12 protein-coding genes are annotated in these 22,911 nt (G+C 41.0%); 7 read left to right on the forward strand and 5 right to left on the reverse strand.

All coding sequences use genetic code 11. From position 1 onward, the window contains the following. Window positions 1–545: 545 nt before the first annotated feature. Genes QX565_RS18895 through QX565_RS18910 form a run of 4 tightly spaced genes read left to right on the forward strand, consistent with a single transcriptional unit; the run spans window position 546 to window position 12,087 of the window. Complete coding sequence (locus tag QX565_RS18895) at window positions 546–6,122, forward strand: carboxypeptidase-like regulatory domain-containing protein (protein ID WP_289293953.1); 5,577 nt, start codon at window positions 546–548, stop codon at window positions 6,120–6,122. 3 nt (window positions 6,123–6,125) lie between these two features. Continuing rightward, on the forward strand, window positions 6,126–8,858 hold the full coding sequence (locus QX565_RS18900; RefSeq protein WP_221649878.1) for a hybrid sensor histidine kinase/response regulator transcription factor: 2,733 nt from the start codon (window positions 6,126–6,128) through the stop codon (window positions 8,856–8,858). A 9-nt stretch (window positions 8,859–8,867) separates the two neighbouring features. Next, window positions 8,868–9,206 (forward strand): MGMT family protein, encoded by a 339-nt coding sequence (locus tag QX565_RS18905; protein WP_195660587.1) that lies wholly within the window; start codon window positions 8,868–8,870, stop codon window positions 9,204–9,206. Window positions 9,207–9,234: 28 nt separating this feature from the next. Next, window positions 9,235–12,087 carry a bifunctional fucokinase/fucose-1-phosphate guanylyltransferase gene (locus tag QX565_RS18910; protein ID WP_289293956.1) on the forward strand — a complete coding sequence of 951 codons (2,853 nt, stop codon included), beginning with the start codon at window positions 9,235–9,237 and terminating at the stop codon, window positions 12,085–12,087. A 194-nt stretch (window positions 12,088–12,281) separates the two neighbouring features. Here QX565_RS18910 and QX565_RS18915 read toward each other — a convergent pair whose 3' ends face one another. From QX565_RS18915 to QX565_RS18930, 4 genes are all read right to left on the reverse strand, one after another. After that, entirely contained in the window at window positions 12,282–12,611 is a 330-nt protein-coding gene (locus QX565_RS18915; RefSeq protein ID WP_289293957.1) for a PAS domain-containing protein, read from the reverse strand. A gap of 104 nt (window positions 12,612–12,715) precedes the next feature. Further along, on the reverse strand, window positions 12,716–15,766 hold the full coding sequence (locus tag QX565_RS18920; RefSeq protein ID WP_289293959.1) for a leucine-rich repeat protein: 3,051 nt from the start codon (window positions 15,764–15,766) through the stop codon (window positions 12,716–12,718). 309 nt (window positions 15,767–16,075) lie between these two features. Further along, a complete protein-coding gene (locus QX565_RS18925) occupies window positions 16,076–16,990 on the reverse strand; it encodes a T9SS type A sorting domain-containing protein (RefSeq protein WP_221649874.1) in 915 nt (304 codons plus the stop codon). A 61-nt stretch (window positions 16,991–17,051) separates the two neighbouring features. Beyond that, on the reverse strand, window positions 17,052–17,954 hold the full coding sequence (locus tag QX565_RS18930; protein ID WP_289293960.1) for a T9SS type A sorting domain-containing protein: 903 nt from the start codon (window positions 17,952–17,954) through the stop codon (window positions 17,052–17,054). Between the two features lie 426 nt (window positions 17,955–18,380). Here QX565_RS18930 and QX565_RS18935 point away from each other — a divergent pair, with 426 nt between their 5' ends. From QX565_RS18935 to QX565_RS18945, 3 genes are read left to right on the forward strand one after another with little or no spacing between them, the layout of a single operon-like run. Then, complete coding sequence (locus tag QX565_RS18935) at window positions 18,381–19,607, forward strand: quaternary amine ABC transporter ATP-binding protein (protein WP_221649872.1); 1,227 nt, start codon at window positions 18,381–18,383, stop codon at window positions 19,605–19,607. Continuing rightward, entirely contained in the window at window positions 19,604–20,425 is an 822-nt protein-coding gene (locus tag QX565_RS18940) for an ABC transporter permease (protein WP_289293961.1), read from the forward strand. Before QX565_RS18935 ends, QX565_RS18940 begins: the two co-directional genes overlap by 4 nt. A gap of 8 nt (window positions 20,426–20,433) precedes the next feature. After that, on the forward strand, window positions 20,434–21,291 hold the full coding sequence (locus QX565_RS18945; protein ID WP_221649870.1) for a glycine betaine ABC transporter substrate-binding protein: 858 nt from the start codon (window positions 20,434–20,436) through the stop codon (window positions 21,289–21,291). A 64-nt stretch (window positions 21,292–21,355) separates the two neighbouring features. Here QX565_RS18945 and QX565_RS18950 read toward each other — a convergent pair. Then, window positions 21,356–22,911, reverse strand: a 1,556-nt coding sequence (locus QX565_RS18950) for a 4Fe-4S double cluster binding domain-containing protein (RefSeq protein WP_289293964.1), incomplete at its 5' end; no start/stop codon positions are given.

Below are 22,911 nucleotides of genomic sequence, written 5' to 3' on the forward strand. Positions count from 1 at the left end.
AGAAAACATAGTGAAGAAAGGACATATCTTTCGTAGTTAACATTTATTAAAGCAATATTCTGCGGAAACATTTGGTTTTAATAGAGTATACGAGGAACAACTTGAACCTCGTAGAGAAACGACTCGAGACTCTACGAGAAAAAATAAAACCGCCTTAAAAGACGTTTTCGGATGCTAACTGACGACTAAATTCACCCCAATATTAATTGTTAAAAGTATAGTTAAAGAGATTTATAAAGTTGAATTGTGTAACGAATATCAAAAGAATAAGATGTTTTTGTTATGTAATTTTTCGAAAACCGTACAATGAGAATTGTCAAAACTGGAAATGCCGAAGATTTTTATCACTTGTGAGAAACCTTCCCTGAATTAGAGGATTCCAGAGGATCAGGAATGTCACTTTGTCAAATTGCAAGTAGGTATGTACTGTGTATTTCGATCATAGAACAATCACTTATTAGAACTTACTTTCTTGTTCTTTGCCTTTTCCTTATCAATAATTTAAAAGAAACTTTGTATCTTTGAACACTGTAATGCCTTCATAAATGACGAAAAGGAATGCTATGAATGTCTCCCGAAGTATGATAAAAAACTTCTGTGTATTGGGATTACTACTCGTCTCCCTGTCTACTCTTGCACAACCTCTGGTCTGGAAAGATGCTCCGGATGAAACTTTTGTTTTCAAGCTCAGCGATAAGGAAGTATTGAAACTTCTTAAAGGACGTTTCCGCCCTAAGGACTGGGAGAGAGTGCTTACTACTCCTTTTACTTCTTTCTCGGAGAAATGGGAAGAACAACCGGCTGAGGGACATTTTATTTTTGCCAATATTGAGAGAAATAAAATTAATTACAGCTATCATCCTGTTATTCCTTTTCAGGTATTTCTTTTCAAAGAATATGGCGCACTTACTTTGCAGGTGGTAGATGCCGAAGGTGATATCCGTAATGATGCCAAAGTACGTCTGGATTATAACCGTCTCTCGTATGATAACTCCAGCCAAACATATAGTTATGAAGACTGGTCGGAAGAAGAAGATCATATTCTTACTGTTGAGTTGGATAAGTTTCGGGCTGTTTTCGACCTGAAAAAACATCTCGTTCCTTCCTGGTATTCAGATTATTGGAATCGGGAGGAGAGTCGTCCCAGCTTTTATAGCTATATGATAACAGATAAAAATAAATACAAACCGGGTGAAACGGTTCGTTTCAAATCATATGCCTTGTCCGGCAACAGACACCCATTGAAGCAGGAGCTTTCTTTGTGGATGCGGACAAAGGGATATCAGTTTAAAAAAATATTAACTTTGCTTCCCTATCATCCGGGAGGTTTTGCCGGAGAATTCCAGTTGGACGATTCATTGAAGCTGGAACTCGACCGTCTATACTCTATCCAGTTACGTGATAAACGGGGACGGGTAGCGGCTACTACCAATTTTCGTTATGAAGACTATGAATTGACAGGAAGTAAATTGGAAGCTAAGCTTCATTCGGATGTGCAGTACGCTTCGCAGGTAAATAAGTTGGAGGTTGTTGCGACAGATGCCAATGGATTGCCTTTGCAAGAAATGGAGGTGGAGATCACCGTTCGGCTTCGCACAATACTGCATTCTTACATAAGTGTACTGTCATTGCCGGATACCTTGATGTTTCGCCGTATCAGTCTGGATGCAGCAGGGAAAACGCATCTTGAGATTCCTGCCGATATATTTGGTCCGTCAGATTGCGCATACGAGGTGAATGTACTTTTACTGACGCCGGACAATGAGCGGAGAGAACAACGATGCCGTGCCACTTTTTATCATTCACACTACGAATTGCAGTATCATACCCGGGGGGACTCTTTACGTTTTGCATTTTTAGACAAGGGAGTGGAGAGAAGTGTAAAAGCTGAGTTAATATGTGGGAATGATAAAAAGATCCGGAAGATTCATCTACCTTATGAGCAGAAATTTAGCCAGGCTGCTACGGGTTATCTTTTAAGAGTGCCGGCTTTTAACTACGAATCACGTATTGCAGTAGCAGATATGAATAGTCAGTTGGATTTGAAAGGGGAGATAGATAGCGACTCATTGAAAGCTTGCCTGACGAATCCTTTGAATTTGGATGTGTCGTGGTATGTCTATCAAGGTAATCAGCTTTTGCAAAAGGGGGCGGGAAAGGAGCTGGACTTACATATTGGTGACATTGATACTCGAGCGGTTTATTACATTGAAGTGTTCTATTTCATGGGAAATGAAGAGAGATCACTGAAACGTGTGTATCGTGTTTACCCCAACAGCCTGTCTGTGGAAACGAATCTGCCGAAGCGAATTTATCCGGGACAGAGAGTAGATGCTACATTACACGTACGCGATAGATATGGCGAGCCTGTTCCGAATGTAGATCTTACCGCTTTTTCTGTAAACTCTCAGTTGGGATATGATATACCTGATTTGCCTTATTATGGAGCCGAACCACAGGCACGTGAGCAACGGGCGAGTTACTCGATGAAGCAGAAAAACTATTTGCATTCTGCCTCATTGGATTTTGAACATTGGAATAGATTGGCGCATCTTGATCGCTTGCCTTATTATCGGTTCATATATCCTTCCGGGCAATTGTTCAGACATGTGATGGATACACCCGATGGCAGTACTCAGTTTGCACCTTACGTGATGATGGGAGGGAAGTCCGTAACTATTTATGTGATAGAATTGAATGATAAGCCTTGTTACTTTTCGTGGACTAAACAACCGCAAGGATACTCTTTCCGGATACCGTCCGAATCTTCTAAACAAAAAGTGACTTTACGCTTGTGTGACAGGGCTATTGTGTTGGATTCTATCTCATTTGAGAAAGGAAAGAAGACCATCCTGAGCCTGGATATGGAGCAGGTTCCGGAGGAAGCAAAAACAGTCTGGCTGAAAACAATCCGGGACAGGCAGGGGCGAACTGTTTTTTCCCGTAAAGAGGAAGAACGGTACCAGTCTTATCTCTGTCGTCTTCCCGTACCGGATGGAGTAGAATATACTTGTCTGGAGGGAGAATCTGGCAAGATGTGTCCGGTTTATCTCAATTACGCACTTCCGCGTATGAAAAGTGTATTGGTTGGTCCGGTAGAGCCGGGATATTGGAAGTATGCCAATGGGGTAGAGTATCGGCACGAGGGTGGTTTTGCTTATGAATTTGAAGGCAATGTGGTTTATAAATATTCAGAAGAGCTTTGTCCTGAATATCTTAGTTTTTCATCTACTGATGTAATAACCAACCTGAATGATTTTTATTTCACACCGGAAGTATTTCGGCAGTTTGTAGAGAAATGCAGGCAGAGAAATGCCTGGCATCCGCAAAACATCTGCATTGCCCAATCGGATAAAGCGCTAAATCTTCGGTTACCCGTAGAAAAAGACTCTACCGGAGTGGCAGGTTTATTATTTGAAGATCGGATTACCCGGAAAGTTTCTTATCCGGATATGATTGTTAAAAATGGGAACAGGAATCTTGAGATCCCTACAGGTGTATATAATATTATTGTTCTTTATAATAACGGGAAATATCTGAAACGGGATAGTATTGAATTGCGTCCTTGTCATCATGTGGATATCAATATGGAAATGTCGGTATGGCACGAGCGGGATTCTCTCTCTTCACAGTGGTTGGCATTGCAAAGACACCTTGGTACGTTCTCTTTGAAACCGGCTTATCGTGAATTAAGGCTGACGAAAACGCGTTGGGCAGGCAGAGATAAAGTGTCTGGTTATGTATATATTGAAGGAGATGACGAACCGTTGACTGGCGTTTCGGTCGTAGAGAAGGGAACCAGAAATGGTGCTGTTACAGATATTGACGGATATTTTGAGTTGATGTGCGAACGTGGAGGTAATAGTACGCTGGAATTCAGTTTTATCGGAATGCAAACAAAGGAAGTGGAAGTAAGGCCTAATACGGAGTTGATTGTTATGATGAAGGAGGATAATTTGGCGCTTGATGAAGTAGTAGTAACGGGGTATGGAACCAGAGTCCGGTCTGCTCTCGCTGGTTCTGTGAGTGGTCTTTTAACTACAACTACGAGAAGTGGTGCTGATGCTATCCCTCCCGAAGAAGAACTTCCGGATGAAGAGGCGAAAACTTCTGAAGAGGCTGAACATAAGCTGTATGATGAATTGATGCAACTGAACGGGCTTCGTCGTAATTTCTCTGATGTAGGTTTTTGGGAACCGAAGTTGTATACGGATAAAGAAGGCAAAGCGCAGTTTAATGTGACTTTTCCTGATAATATAACAAAATGGGATGCAGTGGTTTATGCTATGAATCGTAAACTGAATTCCGGTACTTACCGTCAGTCGATACAATCCTACAAACCGCTGATGGCGGAATTGAAAACACCGCGTTTCCTGACTGTGGGCGATACAACTAATTTTACTGGGACAATACGTAATTATACGAAAGAGGAAGAGGTAAAAGGGAGTACCGTTTTTTGTGTTGAGGCCGACACGTTGATGAGACAGGAGGTAAGATTAAAAGGAACTTATAGCATAGGATTGCCTGTGCAGGTTACCACGTCGGATAGTATGAAGGTCGGTTATATTTTTACTCGTGACGATGGTTACAGAGATGGAGAAGAGCATATGATTCCTGTAGTTGCACAGGGGACTGAGTTGTCAAAAGGATCTCTTTGTGTTTTGCAAAAGGATGAAACGGTGAAGGTGAAAGCCGGGCCGGGGGAGGAAGTCAGGGTGGAACTTAGCGGAAGCCAGTTAGATAGTTATCAGGATGCTGTTAATTATTTAGGGAGATATCGTTATTGGTGTAATGAACAATTGGCTTCTAAACTGATAGGGCTGTTGGGACAAAAAAAGATAGCTTATTATAAAGCTGAAAAGTTTACGGGTGAGAAGGAGATAATAAAGATTATTCGCCGTCTGGTCAATAATCAGAATGACGAACAGCTTTGGGGATGGTGGGGACGTACGACAGAATCTTCTTTATGGATGTCGGGACATATTCTGAAAGCCTTGAAGATGGCTATGGAAGATGGTTATGAGGTTCGGATTAACTTAGATAAATTGAGAGTACGTTATGAATTGGCACAGCCTTTCAGAGGGAAACGATTAGAGGATGTATACCTGTTGCATGCTTTGTGGTATTGGGGGGCGGAACAGGATTATGCGGCAATATTCCGCTTGCTGAATCCATTGGTAGAGCAATGTGAGGCAAAAGAAAATACCTTAAAAGAAGCTGATAAATCGTATTTACCTCAATCCTGTCTCAAAGAAAAACTGTTGCTTTGGGAGATGTTACAATCGCAGGTTAGTGTGGCCGACAGTATTCGCAGGTACCTGAAAGAAGATGCGCTGGGTGGAGTATATTGTACGGACGACCGAAGATTATCCTACTGTGATTACACCGGATTGGAAAATACGCTGATCGCTTATCGGATAATCAAGAGTGAACCTTCTTTGAGTCACTTAAAAGAAGCAATGCAATGGCATATTCTTCGTACGCGAAATACGGGTTGGAATACTTACCAGGCTTCTTTGGCAGTGGCAACTGTGTTGGATGATTTGCTGGATGGGCAATCTCAACAAGGTGTTCCGGCAATTGTAGAACTCACAGGAAAGGAAAATCGGCAAATAACAGAGTTTCCTTATACCATCCGTTTAGCTGCCGGCGAGTCTCTGGTGCTGACCCGTAAAGAGGGGATACCTCTAATACTTAGTTCATCTATCGTAAAGCGGGTGACGGAAGCTAATGGCAGTGATGCATTTGAAGTACAGTCTGTTTTTGAGGGTGGTGACCGGTTGAAAGCAGGAGAACCTGCTACACTGGTGGTTACTCTCAATGTAAAGCAAGCTGGAGCAGAATATGTGATGCTGGAAGTACCGATTCCTGCATCCTGTAGCTATAATTCTAAAATAAATAGTAATATTTCGGAGGTACATCGCGAATATTTTAAAGAAAAAACCGTTATCTTTTGTGAGAAGTTACCAGTAGGAAAACATCTTTTCCGCATTTCGTTGCTCCCGCGTTATACAGGGACCTATTCACTTAATCCGGCGAAAGTGGAGTTGATGTATTTTCCGGTAGTGAATGCAAATAATGAGATACGTAATATACAAGTCACAGAAAGAAGAACAGAATAAATTATGAGATATATTGTTTCAGTCGTACTTTTTATACTTGTCTTGACCTCCTGCAAGAGGGATACTCCGCGCTATGTAATCGGTATGTCTCAGTGTAGTGATGACAGCTGGCGGCATAAGATGAATGATGAAATATTGCGCGAAGCTATGTTTTATGAAGGGGTGTCTGTAGAGATACGTTCGGCACATGACGATAACCGGAGGCAACAGGAAGATATTCAGTATTTTATTGATAAGAAGGTGGATCTGCTGATTGTTACGCCCAATGAGGCAGCACCGATTACACCAATAGTGGAAGAGGCTTTTGATAAAGGTATTCCCGTGATTGTGGTGGACAGAAAGATTCTTTCTGACAAATATACTGCTTTTATGGGAGCAGATAATTATGAGATAGGGCGCGAAGTAGGAAAATACCTTGCTGCCAAACTGGGTGGTAAAGGAAACATAGTAGAGCTTACCGGCCTGAGCGGTTCAACTCCGGCTATGGAGAGGCACCAGGGATTTATGAGTGCCATTAGTCGTTATCCGGATATCCATCTGCTGGCCAGGGCTGATGCTGCATGGGAACGTGAACCGGGACGGATCATTATGGATTCTTTATTGCGGATTTATCCGAAGATAGATGCCGTATACTCCCATAATGACCGCATCGCACCGGGAGCTTTTGAAGCGGCTGAAAAGCTGGGGCGGGCTAAAGATATTGTTTTTGTGGGTATTGATGCCTTGCCGGGCAAAGGGAATGGAGTAGAGTTGGTGTTGGACAGTGTGTTGGATGCAACCTTTATTTATCCTACCAATGGAGATAAGGTACTGGAAATGGCAATGAACATTCTCGAAAAGAAGCCTTTTGCACGTGAAACCACGATGGAGACTGCCATTGTAGATCCGGTTAACGCTCCGGTAATGAAGCTCCAGACTGCTCATATCGCTGAGTTGGATAAAAAGATTGAAACGCTGAACGGACGTATCAGTGGTTATCTCTCCCGCTATGCCAATCAGCAAGTGGTGCTTTATGGTAGTTTGCTTGTATTACTGCTAGTAGCCGGATTGTTGCTGGTGGCTTATAAAGCGCTTCGTGTCAAAAACAGGTTGAATATTGAACTGTCCAAACAAAAGAAGCAGCTTGAAGAGCAGCGGGATACTCTCTCCGAACAACGTGATCAGTTGATACAGCTTTCGCATCAGCTGGAAGAAGCTACTCATGCCAAACTGGTGTTTTTCACAAATATCTCTCACGATTTCCGTACTCCGTTGACATTGGTTGCCGACCCGGTAGAGCAATTACTTGCAGACAAAGACCTTTCCGGTGATCAGCATCGGTTGTTGTTGCTTGTTCAGCGCAATGTGAATATTTTGTTGCGTCTGGTCAATCAGATTCTGGACTTCCGTAAGTACGAGAATGGCAAAATGGAGTATACTCCTGTCGCGATAGATATGTTGCAGTGTTTTGAAAACTGGAACGAATCTTTCCTTGCAGCGGCACGTAAGAAGCACATTCGCTTCTCTTTTGATAGTATGCCTGATACAGATTATCATACACTTGCCGATGTAGAGAAATTAGAGCGGATTTACTTTAATCTTCTTTCCAATGCGTTTAAGTTTACGCCGGAAAATGGAAAGGTTACGGTTCGTCTTTCCGCACAGGAAAAAGAAGGGCAGAACTTCTTTCGTTTTACAGTAGCCAATACCGGCAGCCTTATCTCGGCAGAACATATCTGTAGCATTTTCGACCGTTTCTATAAGATAGATATGCATCATGCAGGGTCGGGTATCGGGCTTGCATTGGTCAAAGCTTTTGTAGAGATGCATGGTGGTACGATACAGGTAGAAAGTGACGAACGTCAGGGGACGATCTTTACGGTAGAACTACCGGTATGTAGTTGTACGCCAGTTGCCGATACATTGTCTTTGGAAGTGTCCGGCCAGGAATTGCCTGTTGAGTTTTCAGAAGATGAAGAGGAACAGGAGTCGGGCTATGATTCATCGCGGATGTCTGTGCTGATTATTGATGATAATGCGGATATACGTTCGTACGTCCATGGACTGCTTAAGGCAGAATATTCTGTGATTGAGGCTGCCAATGGTTCCGAAGGTATCCGGAAGGCAATGAAGTATGTACCTGACTTGATTATCTCGGATGTTATGATGCCGGGTATGGATGGTATCGAGTGCTGCCGCCGGTTGAAGAGCGAGCTGCAGACGTGTCACATTCCTGTGATATTACTGACTGCCTGTTCGCTGGACGAACAGCGTATACAGGGCTATGACGGTGGGGCAGATTCATACATTTCCAAACCTTTTAGTTCACAGTTGCTGCTGGCACGTATCCGTAATCTGATAGATTCGCACCAACGGTTGAAGCAATTTTTTGGTGATCGGCAGACATTGGCAAAGGAGGATATCTGTGATATGGATAAAGACTTTGTTGAAAAGTTCAAGACGATTATTGAAGAGAAGATGAGTGATTCCGCGTTGAATGTAGAAGACTTAGGAAAAGATATGGGACTAAGCCGTGTACAGCTCTATCGTAAAATAAAATCGTTGACCAATTATGCTCCTAATGAATTGCTGCGTATGGCACGTCTGAAGCGGGCGGCTTCCTTGTTGGCTTCTTCAGAACTGACGGTGGCGGAGATTGCTTATGAAGTGGGATTTACTTCTCCTTCTTATTTTACAAAGTGTTATAAGGAACAGTTTGGGGAGAGTCCGACGGAGTTTTTGAAACGTAAAAGATAAAGAAACGGAATGAAAGATTATAAGGTTGGTAAAGAAACCATGTCCGATACCTTCTGCCGGGAGGTGTATGCAGTGGTACAGGATATTCCTGCCGGGAAAGTAATCTCTTATGGAGAGATAGCCGCTTTGCTGGGAAAACCACAATGTTCACGCATGGTGGGACGTAGTTTGAAGCAGGTACCGTCTGACTTGAATCTTCCTTGTCACCGGGTAGTCAATGCGCAGGGTAGGCTTGTTCCCGGGTGGGAAGAGCAACGGACCTTGTTGCAACTCGAAGGTGTCTGCTTCAAAAAGAGTGGCAATGTAGATATGGCCCGGTGCCTATGGAAATACGATGAAATACGTTAATACATACAAATAAAATATCAGATATATCATGAAGAAATTATTATCTCTTCCTCCGAATCTGGTGCACTGCTTTCATGAACTGGAAGAAGTAGATGCCTCAGAATGGTTTTGTACTTCCGATCCTGTTGGAGCAAAGTTAGGTTCGGGTGGTGGAACAACTTGGTTGTTGCAGGCATGTCATGAGAATTATGCTTCTAAAGAGTCTTTTTCAAACTGGTTGGGAACTGAGAAACGAATTTTACTACACGCCGGAGGGCAGAGCCGGAGACTTCCGGGATATGCCCCTTCCGGGAAAATTCTTACGCCGATCCCTGTTTTCAGTTGGGAGCGTGGACAGAAGTTAGGGCAGCATCTACTCTCTTTGCAATTGCCGCTTTATGAGAGAATTATGAGTATGGCTCCGGAAAATATACATACACTGATAGCCAGTGGAGATGTTTATATCCGTTCGGAGAAACCGTTACAGGAGATTCCTCAGGCTGATGTGGTATGTTATGGGCTTTGGGTCAATCCCTCATTAGCTACGCATCACGGAGTGTTTGTCTCTGATCGTAAGACACCGGATATTCTCGACTTTATGCTGCAAAAGCCCTCTCTTGCAGAACTGGAAGGACTGGCAAAAACACATCTGTTTTTGATGGATATTGGGATATGGTTGCTTAGCGACCGTGCTGTGGAATTGCTGATGAAGCGTTCTCTTGATACTAATTCGGGAGAGATTACCTATTATGATCTTTATTCAGATTATGGACTTGCATTAGGTAGTCATCCCAAAATAGAAGATGCCGAACTGAATAGTCTTTCTGTCGCTATACTGCCTTTACCCGGGGGAGAGTTTTACCACTATGGCACGAGCCGTGAGTTAATCTCTTCTACATTGGCTGTACAGGATAAAGTGCGTGATCAGCGATTAATCATGCATCGTAAGGTAAAACCCAATCCCGCCATCTTTGTACAAAACGCTTCTACCAGTGTCTCTTTCTCTTCTCAAAATGCCAACTTATGGATTGAGAATAGTTATGTGGGGAAAGGCTGGAAACTGGGATCTCGTCAGATTATTACCGGAGTACCGGAGAATGATTGGGAGATAACGGTGCCCGATGGTATTTGTTTGGATGTAGTTCCTATGGGAGAAGCCGGATTCGTGGCACGCCCATATGGACTGGATGACGTGTTTAAGGGCGCATTGGATTCACCCGGTACTCTGTTTACTGGTATTCCTTTTGTTGAATGGATGGAACAGCGTGGCATTACTTGGAATGACATTCAGGGGTGTACGGATGATTTACAAGCAGCTTCCATCTTTCCAATGACGGAGTCGGTTGATGAACTTGGCTTATTGTTGCGTTGGATGACAACGGAACCTAATCTGGCAGAAGGACGTGTGTTGTGGCTGAACTGTATGAAGTTCTCTGCTGATGAAATTTCTGCCCGTGCCAATCTGCAACGGTTGTATGCTCAACGTACTGCTTTTCGTCGAGAAAACTGGAAGGGTTTGTCAGACAATTATGAGAAGAGTGTATTCTATCAGCTCGATTTGGAAGATGCTGCCCATGAATTTGTAAATCTCGGACTTGAAGTGCCCCAGGCACTGCCGGATGATACTGCACAGTTATTGCAAATGCATAACCGGATGTTGAGGGCGCGCGTGATGGAGTTGAAAAATGATCCGGGCAGCAAGGAAGAAGAGAAAGAGGCATTCAATCTTTTGCGAAATGGCTTACTAGGGCAGGTTTGCAAGCAGAAATGTAATCCGAAGCTGAATGTTTATTCCGATCAGATTGTATGGGGACGTAGTCCTGTACGTATCGACGTGGCCGGTGGCTGGACAGATACTCCTCCTTATTCGCTTTATTCGGGGGGAAATGTGGTGAATCTGGCTATTGAACTGAACGGGCAACCTCCTTTGCAGGTATACGTCAAAACTTGTAAAGAACCTCATGTTGTACTTCGTTCCATAGATATGGGAGCGATGGAAGTGGTGAATACGTACGAAGAGTTGCAGGATTACCGAAAAATAGGTTCTCCTTTCTCTATACCTAAAGCTGCATTGGCGCTAGCTGGCTTTGTTCCTCAGTTCTCGGAGGTGCAATATGATTCTTTGAGGGAACAGTTAGAAGCTTTTGGTGCCGGTATTGAAGTTACATTGCTTGCAGCTATACCGGCAGGTTCCGGACTGGGAACAAGTTCTATTCTTGCTTCTACTGTGTTGGGAGCAATCAATGATTTCTGTGGTTTGGCATGGGATAAGAATGAGATTTGTCGTTGTACATTGGTATTGGAGCAGTTGCTTACCACGGGAGGAGGCTGGCAGGATCAATATGGTGGCGTTTTCTCCGGAGTTAAGTTGTTGCAAACGGAATCCGGATTTGATCAGACTCCGTTAGTACGTTGGTTACCCGATCAGTTATTTACGAATCCTGAATATCGGGATTGTCATTTGCTTTATTATACTGGTATAACCCGTACGGCAAAAGGAATTTTAGGAGAGATTGTTCGTTCTATGTTCCTTAATTCCGGGAATCATCTTGCTTTGTTGTCAGAGATGAAAATACATGCTTTGGATATGAATGAGGCTATTTTACGTGGTAACTTCGCAAATTACGGTCGATTGGTAGGAAAGAGCTGGATACAGAATAAAGCACTTGATGCCGGTACAAATCCACCGGAAGTGGAGAAGATTATCCGTTTGATTGAAGATTATACTTTAGGGCATAAGTTGCCGGGAGCCGGTGGTGGCGGATATCTGTATATGGTTGCCAAAGATTCGCAGGCGGCCGTTCAGATTCGTCGGATACTCACAGAATATGCGCCTAACCCTTGTGCACGATTTGTAGAAATGACTTTGTCTGACAAAGGGTTACAGGTATCAAGAAGTTAGTTCATGATTGTACGAATATGAATAAATTTACGATTAGACGATTGACGATGTACGATTGAAGTTGCTCTTTTAAAAGCCTGTTTCAGCGCTATTAGAGATAGAGTAATCCCAATCGTACATCGTCAATCGTCTAATCGTAAATTTATTTATTCCTGTATGGTTATGTAAGTGAAAGTAATCTTTTCGTGATGATTTTATTTTCGTATGTGATGCGGCATCTCTTCCGGAAGTTCCATTGATATTTCTACCAGACCACCTACTAGCCCTTCGTTAAACCAGGGTGTTTGATAGATCATTTTCTTGATGCCATTTTTCTCTATCGTGTAGGCATTACTGCCACCTGTTGCCAGCATCTCACGTATCTTCTCCTGTGATTGTAGATTGTGGCAATCGAAAAGATTCTTGCCAATCAGATCACCGTGTTTGGCAAATGTTTTACATGCTTTATCATTCATAAAAAGGATAACTCCTTTGGTGTCACATACTGTGACAGCACAATTCATTTCTTTAGCCCATTCGTACATATTGCTTATTCTCCTTTTTTTATTTTACTCAGCAAAGATAGTTCTATGATTTAAAAAAGAAAAGGGAGAAACCCTTTTAAAATGTCTCTCCCTTCTTAAATAGATTATTTAATAATGACTTTCTGCAAAAGCTTATCCACTTTTATCAAATAAATACCCGAATGATCTATCTGTATCATTTCCATATCTTTTGCTTTATGAATAACTGTTTGGCATACGCCCTGTAAGTTATATATGGAGATCATTTTTTCTTGTGCATTTTCTATCCAAAGAGAAGAGCCTTCTACTCTTATGCAAATATTGCTGGAAGTTGATATGTCTTCAATACCTGTAGGCGTTGTAGAAAATGTCCCTATTTGTTCGGATAGGGTTTTATTAGATTTATCATTTGCAATTAAGCTATAATAATAGGTAACTTCCGGTTTTAAATCCGTCACACGGAAAGAAAGTTCGGAGGCTGTACGAGTGACTAATTCGCCTTCTGCATCAAATTGATAAGAAGCGATCTCTTTCTTCATATCTATGTCCGAATATATTTTTAATATGTATTCATTCGTATCATCTATTGTTTCCCATGTAAAATTAACTGCATTACTTTCTGTGTTGATGATCAGTGAATTTTCATTTTGTACAGGTATAAATACGGCTAATAAATTTTTGTTTTCATTGATAGTAAAGGAGTAATTATCTTCTTCGCTAACTATTTCTCCGTTATCCATCCAACATTTGAAACGATAGCCGGAGTTTGCTCGTGCTGACAAGTTTACCATGGCTCCTTGCTGGTATTCAGTGATTCCTAAAATAATACCTGCATTCAATATATTTTTAGTCACATTAACAGTCAGGGGTGCTTCTTCCTGCATATAGAAAAATTTCTTCCAGCCATCACTTGCCTTATAGAGGTCTGTAGTGTTATAGGGGATGTGGAGTTTACAAGTGGTGACTCTGATTCCGGTAAAACTATTGTCGTAGGCAGCAGCGGGAGCAGCTCCCTTGCAATAGATATCAGTTAAACCAGCACAACCGTAAAGTGCTTTTTCACCAACCATGTATAAGGTATAAGGAAGTGTGATTTCTTTAATGGTAGAGCAACCATAGAAAGCACCATATTGAAGCTCTTCACATTCTTCTGTAACTGTTACTTTCTTTAAATTGACAGGTAAATAATACGTTTTAGATTTGCTATCCTGATAATATTGAGTAACAGCTTTCATTCCGGAATTAGAGTCGGCACTAAAAAGATCGCCAAATAATCCTTGTACCCCTGTAGCGGTTTCTTTTACTCCTGTACCAACAAAAGGGATAGTGAGTTCTTCCAGTTTACTTAAATTAGAAAGCATCTCGCTACTTAAGCCTTCAAGACTACCTATATTTAAAGAAATAAGAGATTTTGGAAAGCTCCAGGTTTCCATACTTTTTACTTTCGGCAAAAGTAGTATTTGTAATTTATCACAGTTATTTAAAAAACCTGACTCTGTAGAAGTAGCTACGGGAAGGCTTAGAACTTCAAGGTTAGAGCAATTTTGAAAAGCATACTTTCCTATAAAATCGACCAGCGAAAGATTGACATTTTTGAGATTAGTACAGCCATAGAAAGATTCTTCACCAATGGAAGTAGCTACAGGCAAATCTACACTTTTAAGATTAGTACAATTGGAAAACGCATTCTTATCAATTGATGTAGCTATGGGTAAACTTATATTTTTAAGGTTTGTACAACCAAAAAATGTATTATCTCCAATAGAGGTGGCCATAGGAAGATTTGCAACTTTTAGATTTGAACAACCATTAAAAACGCCATAATACCAATAATTATATCCACCATAACGACAAGAAAAATCCGATTGTTTCGTCACATTTATTTCCGTTAGCGACGACGGAATATAATAACTGTAAATCCAAGATCCATCACGCCCGTATGTGACAATGATATAACCTTGTTCAGGGTTTATTGTTTTGTAGCTATTTTTTGATTCAAACAGAGAGCCGAGATGATGCCGTAGATTAGGAGAAGAACCAATAAATGGTAAAGAGAGTTTCTGCAAATTGCGACAACCTGAAAAAATAGAATTTCCTATTTCAATAACGTTATTGGGGATAGTGATAGATGTTAACTCGGTACAGTCGGAGAAGGCATAATTCCCTATGCTGATGATCTGATCAGGAACAGTATAAACTGATGATTTAGCATTGAGATAAGCCAATAGTTTTGTTTTCTCTTTATTACATAAGAGACCATCGAGGGTAGAAAATGATTTATTATTATCTGAAACAATGAATTCTTTCAAATGAGTGCAATATTTAAAAGATTGAGGATCGATAGTAGTTACACTACTTGGTATTTCAATAGAGAGTAAACCGTTGCAACCATAAAATGCATATTTGCCTATACTAACCACACTATTAGGAATTGTCACCGAAGTTAGGTTATCACAGCCATAAAAAGTATTATATTTGATATTTGTCACGCTATTTGGGATAGAATAAGTCTTTGATTTTGCATTGGGATAAGCCACTAACTCTGTTTTATCTTTATTGAACAAGACGCCATCCATAGTAGAGAATAAAGGATTATCATCTGAGATTATAAATTCTTTTAACCCTAAACAGCCTGCGAAATATATTTGATCTATTCTTTCTAAACTATTAGGGGTTGTAATGGAAGTTAAGTAGGTGCATCCTTCAAAGGCATAACTACTAATAGTCTCCACTCCATCAGGAATAACATATGAAGTCGATTTTGCGTTGGGAGGATAGGCGTATAGCCATGTTTCGTTAAATGCAAACAGAACACCCTCCTTTGAGGAATACTGGCTGTTACCAGAAGATACACTGAAATACTTTAAAGCTTTGCAACCGGAAAAGGCATGATTTCCTATAGATGATACATTCGACCCAATAGAAATAGAAATTAATTGGGTACAATCTCTGAAAGCGTTATCACTAATAGAGTTAACAGAGTAGTATATATCGCCACGTACTACTGTTTGTGGGATTGTGACTTCACCCGAATATGAATTAAAATTGGGGCTTCCATAAGTTACTTCTACACCGGGTGAGAGTAAATTATAATAGATTCCATCTTTTTCAAAATCATACGTCCATCCTTTGACTGTCAATAGTAAATAGCACAATAGTAGTAGGCTTTTTTTCATAATATAAATTGTTTGTTGTTTTGCTGTTTCCTCTATTCAGCGTCTTATTTTTTTTATTATAAAGGGGCGTGGGGAATGATTAATGTCATATTCTATAGTATAAAAAGATGATTTTCTACGATGAATAGGGCATTAAAACGCTCTTTATGTCTTCATAAACCTTAATATTCAGAACTAAAATAATAGAGAAGGGGAGGAAGTTATAGTTAAAAGAATTTCTATTATTTAAATAGGTAATCTCCTCTTTTATCTACTACTTCTCCCCTCTTTGGTATCTCTTCTTCTCAAAGTAGGAGAGTGGATTTATATTTATTGTACAATCACTTTGCCTGTACTGATAGCCTTCCCCCCGGATACTACATTATAGATATACATCCCTTTCAGACGGTGTGTCGGTACTTTTACTTCACTGCTTATGATAGCCTGGCGATAAACCATGTGACCGCTCTGATCACATAATTCAATGAAATTACCGGAAGCTACATTCTCTTCTCCCACTTCGATAGTAAATGTTTCGTTCTGGCGTACCGGATTAGGATATCCTTTAAATTCAGCCATTTTGGTGAATTTAATGCCTGAGCTATTGCCTTTTATTATTTTATAGAAAGTAGTAAGTGTTAGGTCACTGCTATTGTGGGCACGTTTCTCGCTGAGTATATAATGGTTATCTCCCATTTTTACAACATTTAAGTATGAGTAAGGTTGGCCGGAACCGGGATAATCAGTAATTGCATCTGTTGGAATTTCTGTTAAGACCTTTCCATTTTCATCGAGGATCTCAGCTTTGGTCAGTTTCCATTCTTTTCGTTCGTAAGACTCACTATTTTCAACTGTATAGACATAGGTACCCCGAATATATTCCCATTTTTCATCATTATTGAAAAGTGTTTGAGTGGCAGGGCTCCCTTCTCCACCATCATGTTCTGCATTTACCATTTGGTATTCAATTAGTGAATATACGGTTGCTCCAATATCAAAAGACTGATTGTAATCATGTTCTACATCTTTTACTATGATATTTTTCACATTGTGTATTTCGTCATTGTAAATACTGATTGTGCGGTCTGTTTTGTTTTCATTATCTAATATGGAAAAGAAGTAATCTTCATTTACGAAATTGTGAATAAAGTAACAGGCCTTTTCGAATACTTGGGGTTCTCCAAAACTTTGCCCTTGCACATTTAAAGCTATTGCAGTAAATATGCCAAATAATAGTTTCTTCATTTGTTCTGTTTGTTTAAATAATTGTTGTAGAAAATTGATGTGTAAATGAGATTGATAGAACTTATTGTACTATCACTTTGCCTGTACTGATAGCCTTACCTTCAGATACTATATTATAGATATACATCCCTTTCATACGGCGTGTTGGTACTTTAACTTCACTGTTTGTGATAGCCTGGCGATAAAACATGCGACCGCTCTGATCACATAATTCAATAAAATTGCCGGAAACTACATTTTCTTCTCCTACTTCGATAGTAAAAGTTTCGTTTTGGCGTACCGGATTAGGATAACTTTTAAAGCTGGCGGTTTTGGTGAAGCTTACACCCGATCCTCCTTTGCTTTTATTGAGTTTCCAATAGGAGGTGTTGTAAGCTGGTTCTCCGGGATCAACAGGCCCATTGAGTTCTTCGTCATTCACTATGTAATAGTTGTCGCCAATTTGGGTTAATTCAACCGATATCTCTAACATATCATATCCTGCATAGAACTCGACAGCTTCTACAGGGAGAGTGCCTAATATTTCTCCGTCTTCATTGATAACTTCTGCTTTTTGAAGTATATATTCATATCGCTCACCTGTCGTCTGCTTTTCGAAAGTACAAAATACATATTCTATTTTGTCATCGTCATTGAATAGATACTGGCTCAATAAAGAACCACTATAGGCATCATATCCGGTTAAATTATCCATGTCTAAATTGACAATGCCATAAGCCATGTTATCTTCACGATTAAAAACGGCATTCTTTACAGTGAAATTTCTGGATTTCTGTAATTCATCATTATAGATGTCAACAATGTAATCTTTGTTACTTTCTGTGATGGTATACAGAAATGGTTTGTCGACAAAAAAATGTGCGATTTCACTTCTTTCTTTCATCACTACCGGTGTATCGGTTAAACTCTGTCCTTGCACATTCAAGGCAAGTACAGTAAACATCCCAAGTAATAGTTTTTTCATAATAATGTTTGTTTTTATAATTAAAATGTGACACGAAGTTAGGCATTTATATGTAAAGTATAAAACCCTATTTGGGAGAATGATGCCTGTTTGGATATATTCAGGGGCTATTGGTGCTTATTTGATGGTTATGTTGCAAAAAAAGATTGCTCGTTTGTGTAACTTTTCTTTTCTGATGAAGTAAGAGTGTCTGAACAAAAGCTAAAGAGGCATTGTTCTATTTGTACCGTGAGTTCAATACACACTACGTGATATTTCGTTTAAACTATCATTCATACAGAACTCTCACCAGTATATTTTACTGCTCAAAATGTGTATTTATTAACCTCTATATCGGGAGGCGAAAGCCTGTTGTTTAATCGGAACTTTATGAGACATAAAGAAGGATTTCTATGGCTATTATTAATTATCTTAATATTATTGTATATGAACAAAATAAACATCAAAGATTTGTACCTTATTTTTGGAAATGAGAAGCAGAAGGCACTTCGATTATTGAAAGAGGGGAGAAGCAAAAGCGAGATACTAAAAGCAACCGGATGTACGGTGGCTGTGAAAGAGGCAAACCTCTCGATTGACGAAGGAGAAATATTTGTTATTATGGGATTGTCAGGGAGTGGTAAATCTACTCTGTTGCGTTGTATCAACCGGTTGATAAAACCAACTTCGGGCGAAGTGGTAATCAATGGAACCGATATCGCTAAGGTATCCGACAAGGAATTGTTGCAGATACGGCGAAAGGAACTGGCTATGGTTTTCCAGAATTTTGGTTTGTTGCCCCATCGTACAGTACTGCATAATATTGCTTTCGGACTGGAACTACAGGGCGTAAAAAAGGAAGAAAGAGAGCGAAAAGCGATGGAGAGTATGCAACTGGTAGGGCTAAAAGGGTATGAAAATCAAATGGTTGGTGAATTATCCGGTGGTATGCAGCAACGTGTAGGACTGGCACGTGCATTGGCTAATAACCCGGAAGTACTACTGATGGATGAAGCTTTCTCTGCTCTTGATCCTTTGATTCGCGTACAGATGCAGGATGAACTATTGGCTTTACAGGCTAAAATGAAAAAGACAATTGTATTTATTACTCACGACTTGAGTGAAGCTATTAAGCTGGGAGACCGTATTGCTATTATGAAAGATGGAGAAATAGTACAGATCGGTACTTCGGAAGAGATACTGACAGAGCCTGCCAATGCTTATGTAGAACGTTTTGTAGAAAACGTGGACCGTAGTAAGATTATTACAGCAGCTTCGGTGATGATTGATAAACCGCTGGTAGCGCGTTTGAAAAAAGAAGGTCCGGAGGTATTGATTCGTAAGATGCGTGAACGTAACCTGACGGTGCTTCCGGTAGTGGATACTGGTAACGTATTGGTAGGAGAGGTTCGATTGAACGACTTGTTAAGGCTGAGAAAGGAACAAGTGAAGTCGATTGATTCTGTGGTACGCCATGAAGTGCATTCTGTATTGGGGGATACGGTTCTTGAAGATATTCTGCCGTTAATGACGAAAACTAATTCACCTATTTGGGTGGTAAATGAGGACAGGGAGTTCGAGGGAGTGGTTCCACTGTCGTCTCTTATCATTGAGGTGACTGGAAAGGATAAAAAAGAAATTAATGAAATTATTCAAAATGCAATAGACTTATGATAAATATCGGAAAATATATAGAGATGGCCATAAACTGGCTTACAGAACATTTTGCTTCTTTCTTTGATGCACTAAGCATGGGCATTGGAGGATTCATTGACAGTTTTCAGCATGTATTATTCGGGATACCGTTTTATATTACTATTGTGGCGCTTGCCGTGCTTGCCTGGTTTAAGGCTGGTAAAGGAGTGGCTGTATTTACATTGTTGGGATTATTGTTGATTTACGGTATGGGATTCTGGGAAGAGACGATGCAGACACTTGCACTGGTACTTTCTTCCACCTGTCTTGCTCTGTTATTGGGGGTACCGTTGGGTATTTGGACCGCCAACAGTGATCGATGTAATAGGATAATGCGGCCTATCCTCGATTTTATGCAGACGATGCCGGCTTTTGTTTATCTGATTCCGGCAGTATTGTTCTTCGGGTTGGGGACAGTGCCGGGCGCCTTTGCAACTATCATTTTTGCGATGCCTCCGGTGGTTCGTCTTACAGGATTGGGGATACGTCAGGTTCCTAAAAATGTAGTGGAAGCTACACGCTCGTTTGGGGCTACTCCCTGGCAATTACTTTATAAAGTGCAATTACCATTAGCGCTACCTACCATATTGACCGGTGTAAACCAGACTATTATGATGTCTCTTTCAATGGTTGTTATTGCTGCGATGATCTCTGCCGGTGGACTAGGAGAGATTGTCTTGAAAGGGATTACTCAAATGAAAATAGGCCTGGGATTTGAAGGAGGTATAGCTGTGGTTATACTTGCTATCGTTCTGGACCGTATCACGCAGGGGATGGCACAAAACAAAAAGAAATAATAGAGGATATGAATACTAAGATAAAAATTATTGCAGCAACCTTACTTGCTGTATTCCTTTTCAGCTCGTGCACAGGAGGAGGTTCTGATAAAAAGATAAGTATAGCCTACGCCAATTGGGCGGAAGGTATTGCAATGACGCATCTGGCAAAAGCCATTCTTCAGGAGCAGGGATATGATGTGAAATTACTAAATGCCGATCTTGCTCCTATATTTACTTCACTTTCCAGAAAGAAAGCGGATGTTTTTATGGATGTTTGGTTACCGGTAACAATGAGTGATTACATAGAGCAATATGGTGATAAACTGGAAATAATAGGTAATATATATGATGAAGCCCGTATCGGACTGGTTGTACCGGAGTATGTAACTATCAATTCAATTGATGAATTGAATTCTCAAAAGCTGCGTTTTGGTTCGAAGATTATTGGTATCGACGCAGGGGCAGGTATTATGCAGGCTACAGAAGATGTTATTGAAGATTATAATCTGGATTATAAGCTGATGACTTCAAGTGGCCCTGCCATGACTGCTTCATTGAAGAAAGCAATTGACAGAAATGAATGGATAGTTGTCACTGGCTGGACACCGCATTGGATGTTCGATCGTTTCAAACTGAAGATATTGCAAGATCCCGAGAATATTTATGGTAGTGCAGAGAATATTCATATCATTACCTGGAAAGGTTTTCCGGAGAAAGATCCGTTTGCTACTCAGTTTTTCAAGAATATTCGTCTGACAGATGAACAGATCAATTCTTTGATGATGGCTATGGAAGATACGGAGAAAACAGAAAAGGAGGCTGCCCGTAAATGGATAGATGAACACCGGGAATTGGTGGATAGCTGGATTCCAAAAGAACAGTAAACAGACAAAAAGGCGGAAATCCTTTCGGATTCCCGCCTTTCTTTTATCTGATAAGTTGAATTACTTATTCGGCAACACCCCAAGCTTGGTTAGCCAAACGCTTGTAGTTGTTGTAACGCCATTTAGCATTGTCCTCAGCTGCTTGGAACAGTTCTTCTGCTTCTGCAGGATATTGCTTCATAACAGATGCATAACGAACTTCACCTTTCAAGAAGCCCTTGAACTCATCCCAGTTCGGTTCTTTGCTGTCCAGTGAGAACGGATTTTTACCTTCAGCTTCCAAAGCTGGGTTGTAACGCCACAGGTGCCAGTAACCGCATTTAACAGCTTTTTCTTCTTCTTCCTGACTCTTACCCATACCAGCTTTCAAACCGTGGTTGATACATGGAGCGTAAGCGATAATGAGTGAAGGACCTGGATATGCTTCAGCTTCGCGGATAGCTTTCAGAGTCTGAGCTTGGTCAGCGCCCATAGCGATCTGTGCAACATAAACATAACCGTAAGTAGTAGCCATCAGACCAAGGTCTTTTTTACGAACACGTTTACCAGAAGCGGCAAACTTAGCGATAGCACCTACCGGAGTAGCCTTAGAAGACTGACCACCTGTATTTGAGTAAACTTCAGTATCGAGTACCAAGATGTTAACGTCCTTACCGGAAGCGATAACATGGTCAAGACCACCGTAGCCGATATCGTAAGAAGCACCGTCACCACCGATGATCCACTGGCTGCGTTTAACGAGGAAGTGAGTCAGACCTTTCAGTTCTTTGCAAATCGGGCAACCTGCAGCAATACCTTGTTCGATGATTGCTTCGATTTGTGGAGCAAGTTCTTTAGTCTTGTCTGCATCGTACATGTTTTCGATCCATGCTTTCAATACTTCTTTTGCTTCAGCCGGAGCATTTTCACCTGCAAGAATCTGGTTGAATAGTTTCACGATACGGTCACGCATCTTTTCGTTAGCCAGTTCCATACCCAGACCAAATTCACAGAAGTCCTCGAACAGAGAGTTAGCCCATGCCGGACCGTGACCCTTTTCGTTTGTAGTATAAGGAGTTGAAGGTACTGAACCTGAGTAGATCGAAGAACATCCGGTAGCGTTAGCAACCATTTCGCGGTCACCGAACAACTGAGTGATCAGTTTTACGTACGGAGTTTCACCACAACCTGAGCAAGCGCCGGAGAACTCAAACAACGGAGTTGCGAACTGAGAGTTCTTAACGTTAGCTTTGATGTCAACCAGGTGTTGTTTGCTCTTCACGTTGTCAATGCAGTAAGTCCAGTTATCAGCCTGAGCCAATTGACTTTCGAGGTGTTTCATGGTCAATGCCTTGCCACCCTTCTTCGGATTACCCGGACAGATGTCAGCACAGTTACCGCAACCCAGACAGTCGAGAACGTCTACCTGAATACGGAAAGTTGTACCTTCGAATGCTTTACCTACAGTTTTCAGCATTTCGAAGTTTGCACCCTTCTGTTCTTCAGCATCAAGTACGAACGGACGGATAGAAGCGTGAGGACAAACGTAAGCACACTTGTTACACTGGATACAGTTTTCTGCGTTCCACTCCGGTACAAATGCAGCTACACCACGTTTTTCATATTTAGAAGTTCCCTGAT

Origin of the sequence: Bacteroides sp. 41_26 (assembly GCF_949740115.1) — a bacterium.
Lineage (GTDB): Bacteria > Bacteroidota > Bacteroidia > Bacteroidales > Bacteroidaceae > Bacteroides > Bacteroides nordii.

What these genes read in the sequence shown, in the direction of transcription:
- QX565_RS18895 (WP_289293953.1), top strand. Translation starts at nt 546, where the DNA reads ATGACGAAAAGGAATGCTATGAATGTCTCCCGAAGTATGATAAAAAAC.
- QX565_RS18900 (WP_221649878.1), top strand. Translation starts at nt 6,126, where the DNA reads ATGAGATATATTGTTTCAGTCGTACTTTTTATACTTGTCTTGACCTCC.
- QX565_RS18905 (WP_195660587.1), top strand. Translation starts at nt 8,868, where the DNA reads ATGAAAGATTATAAGGTTGGTAAAGAAACCATGTCCGATACCTTCTGC.
- QX565_RS18910 (WP_289293956.1), top strand. Translation starts at nt 9,235, where the DNA reads ATGAAGAAATTATTATCTCTTCCTCCGAATCTGGTGCACTGCTTTCAT.
- QX565_RS18915 (WP_289293957.1), bottom strand. Translation starts at nt 12,611, where the DNA reads ATGTACGAATGGGCTAAAGAAATGAATTGTGCTGTCACAGTATGTGAC.
- QX565_RS18920 (WP_289293959.1), bottom strand. Translation starts at nt 15,766, where the DNA reads ATGAAAAAAAGCCTACTACTATTGTGCTATTTACTATTGACAGTCAAA.
- QX565_RS18925 (WP_221649874.1), bottom strand. Translation starts at nt 16,990, where the DNA reads ATGAAGAAACTATTATTTGGCATATTTACTGCAATAGCTTTAAATGTG.
- QX565_RS18930 (WP_289293960.1), bottom strand. Translation starts at nt 17,954, where the DNA reads ATGAAAAAACTATTACTTGGGATGTTTACTGTACTTGCCTTGAATGTG.
- QX565_RS18935 (WP_221649872.1), top strand. Translation starts at nt 18,381, where the DNA reads ATGAACAAAATAAACATCAAAGATTTGTACCTTATTTTTGGAAATGAG.
- QX565_RS18940 (WP_289293961.1), top strand. Translation starts at nt 19,604, where the DNA reads ATGATAAATATCGGAAAATATATAGAGATGGCCATAAACTGGCTTACA.
- QX565_RS18945 (WP_221649870.1), top strand. Translation starts at nt 20,434, where the DNA reads ATGAATACTAAGATAAAAATTATTGCAGCAACCTTACTTGCTGTATTC.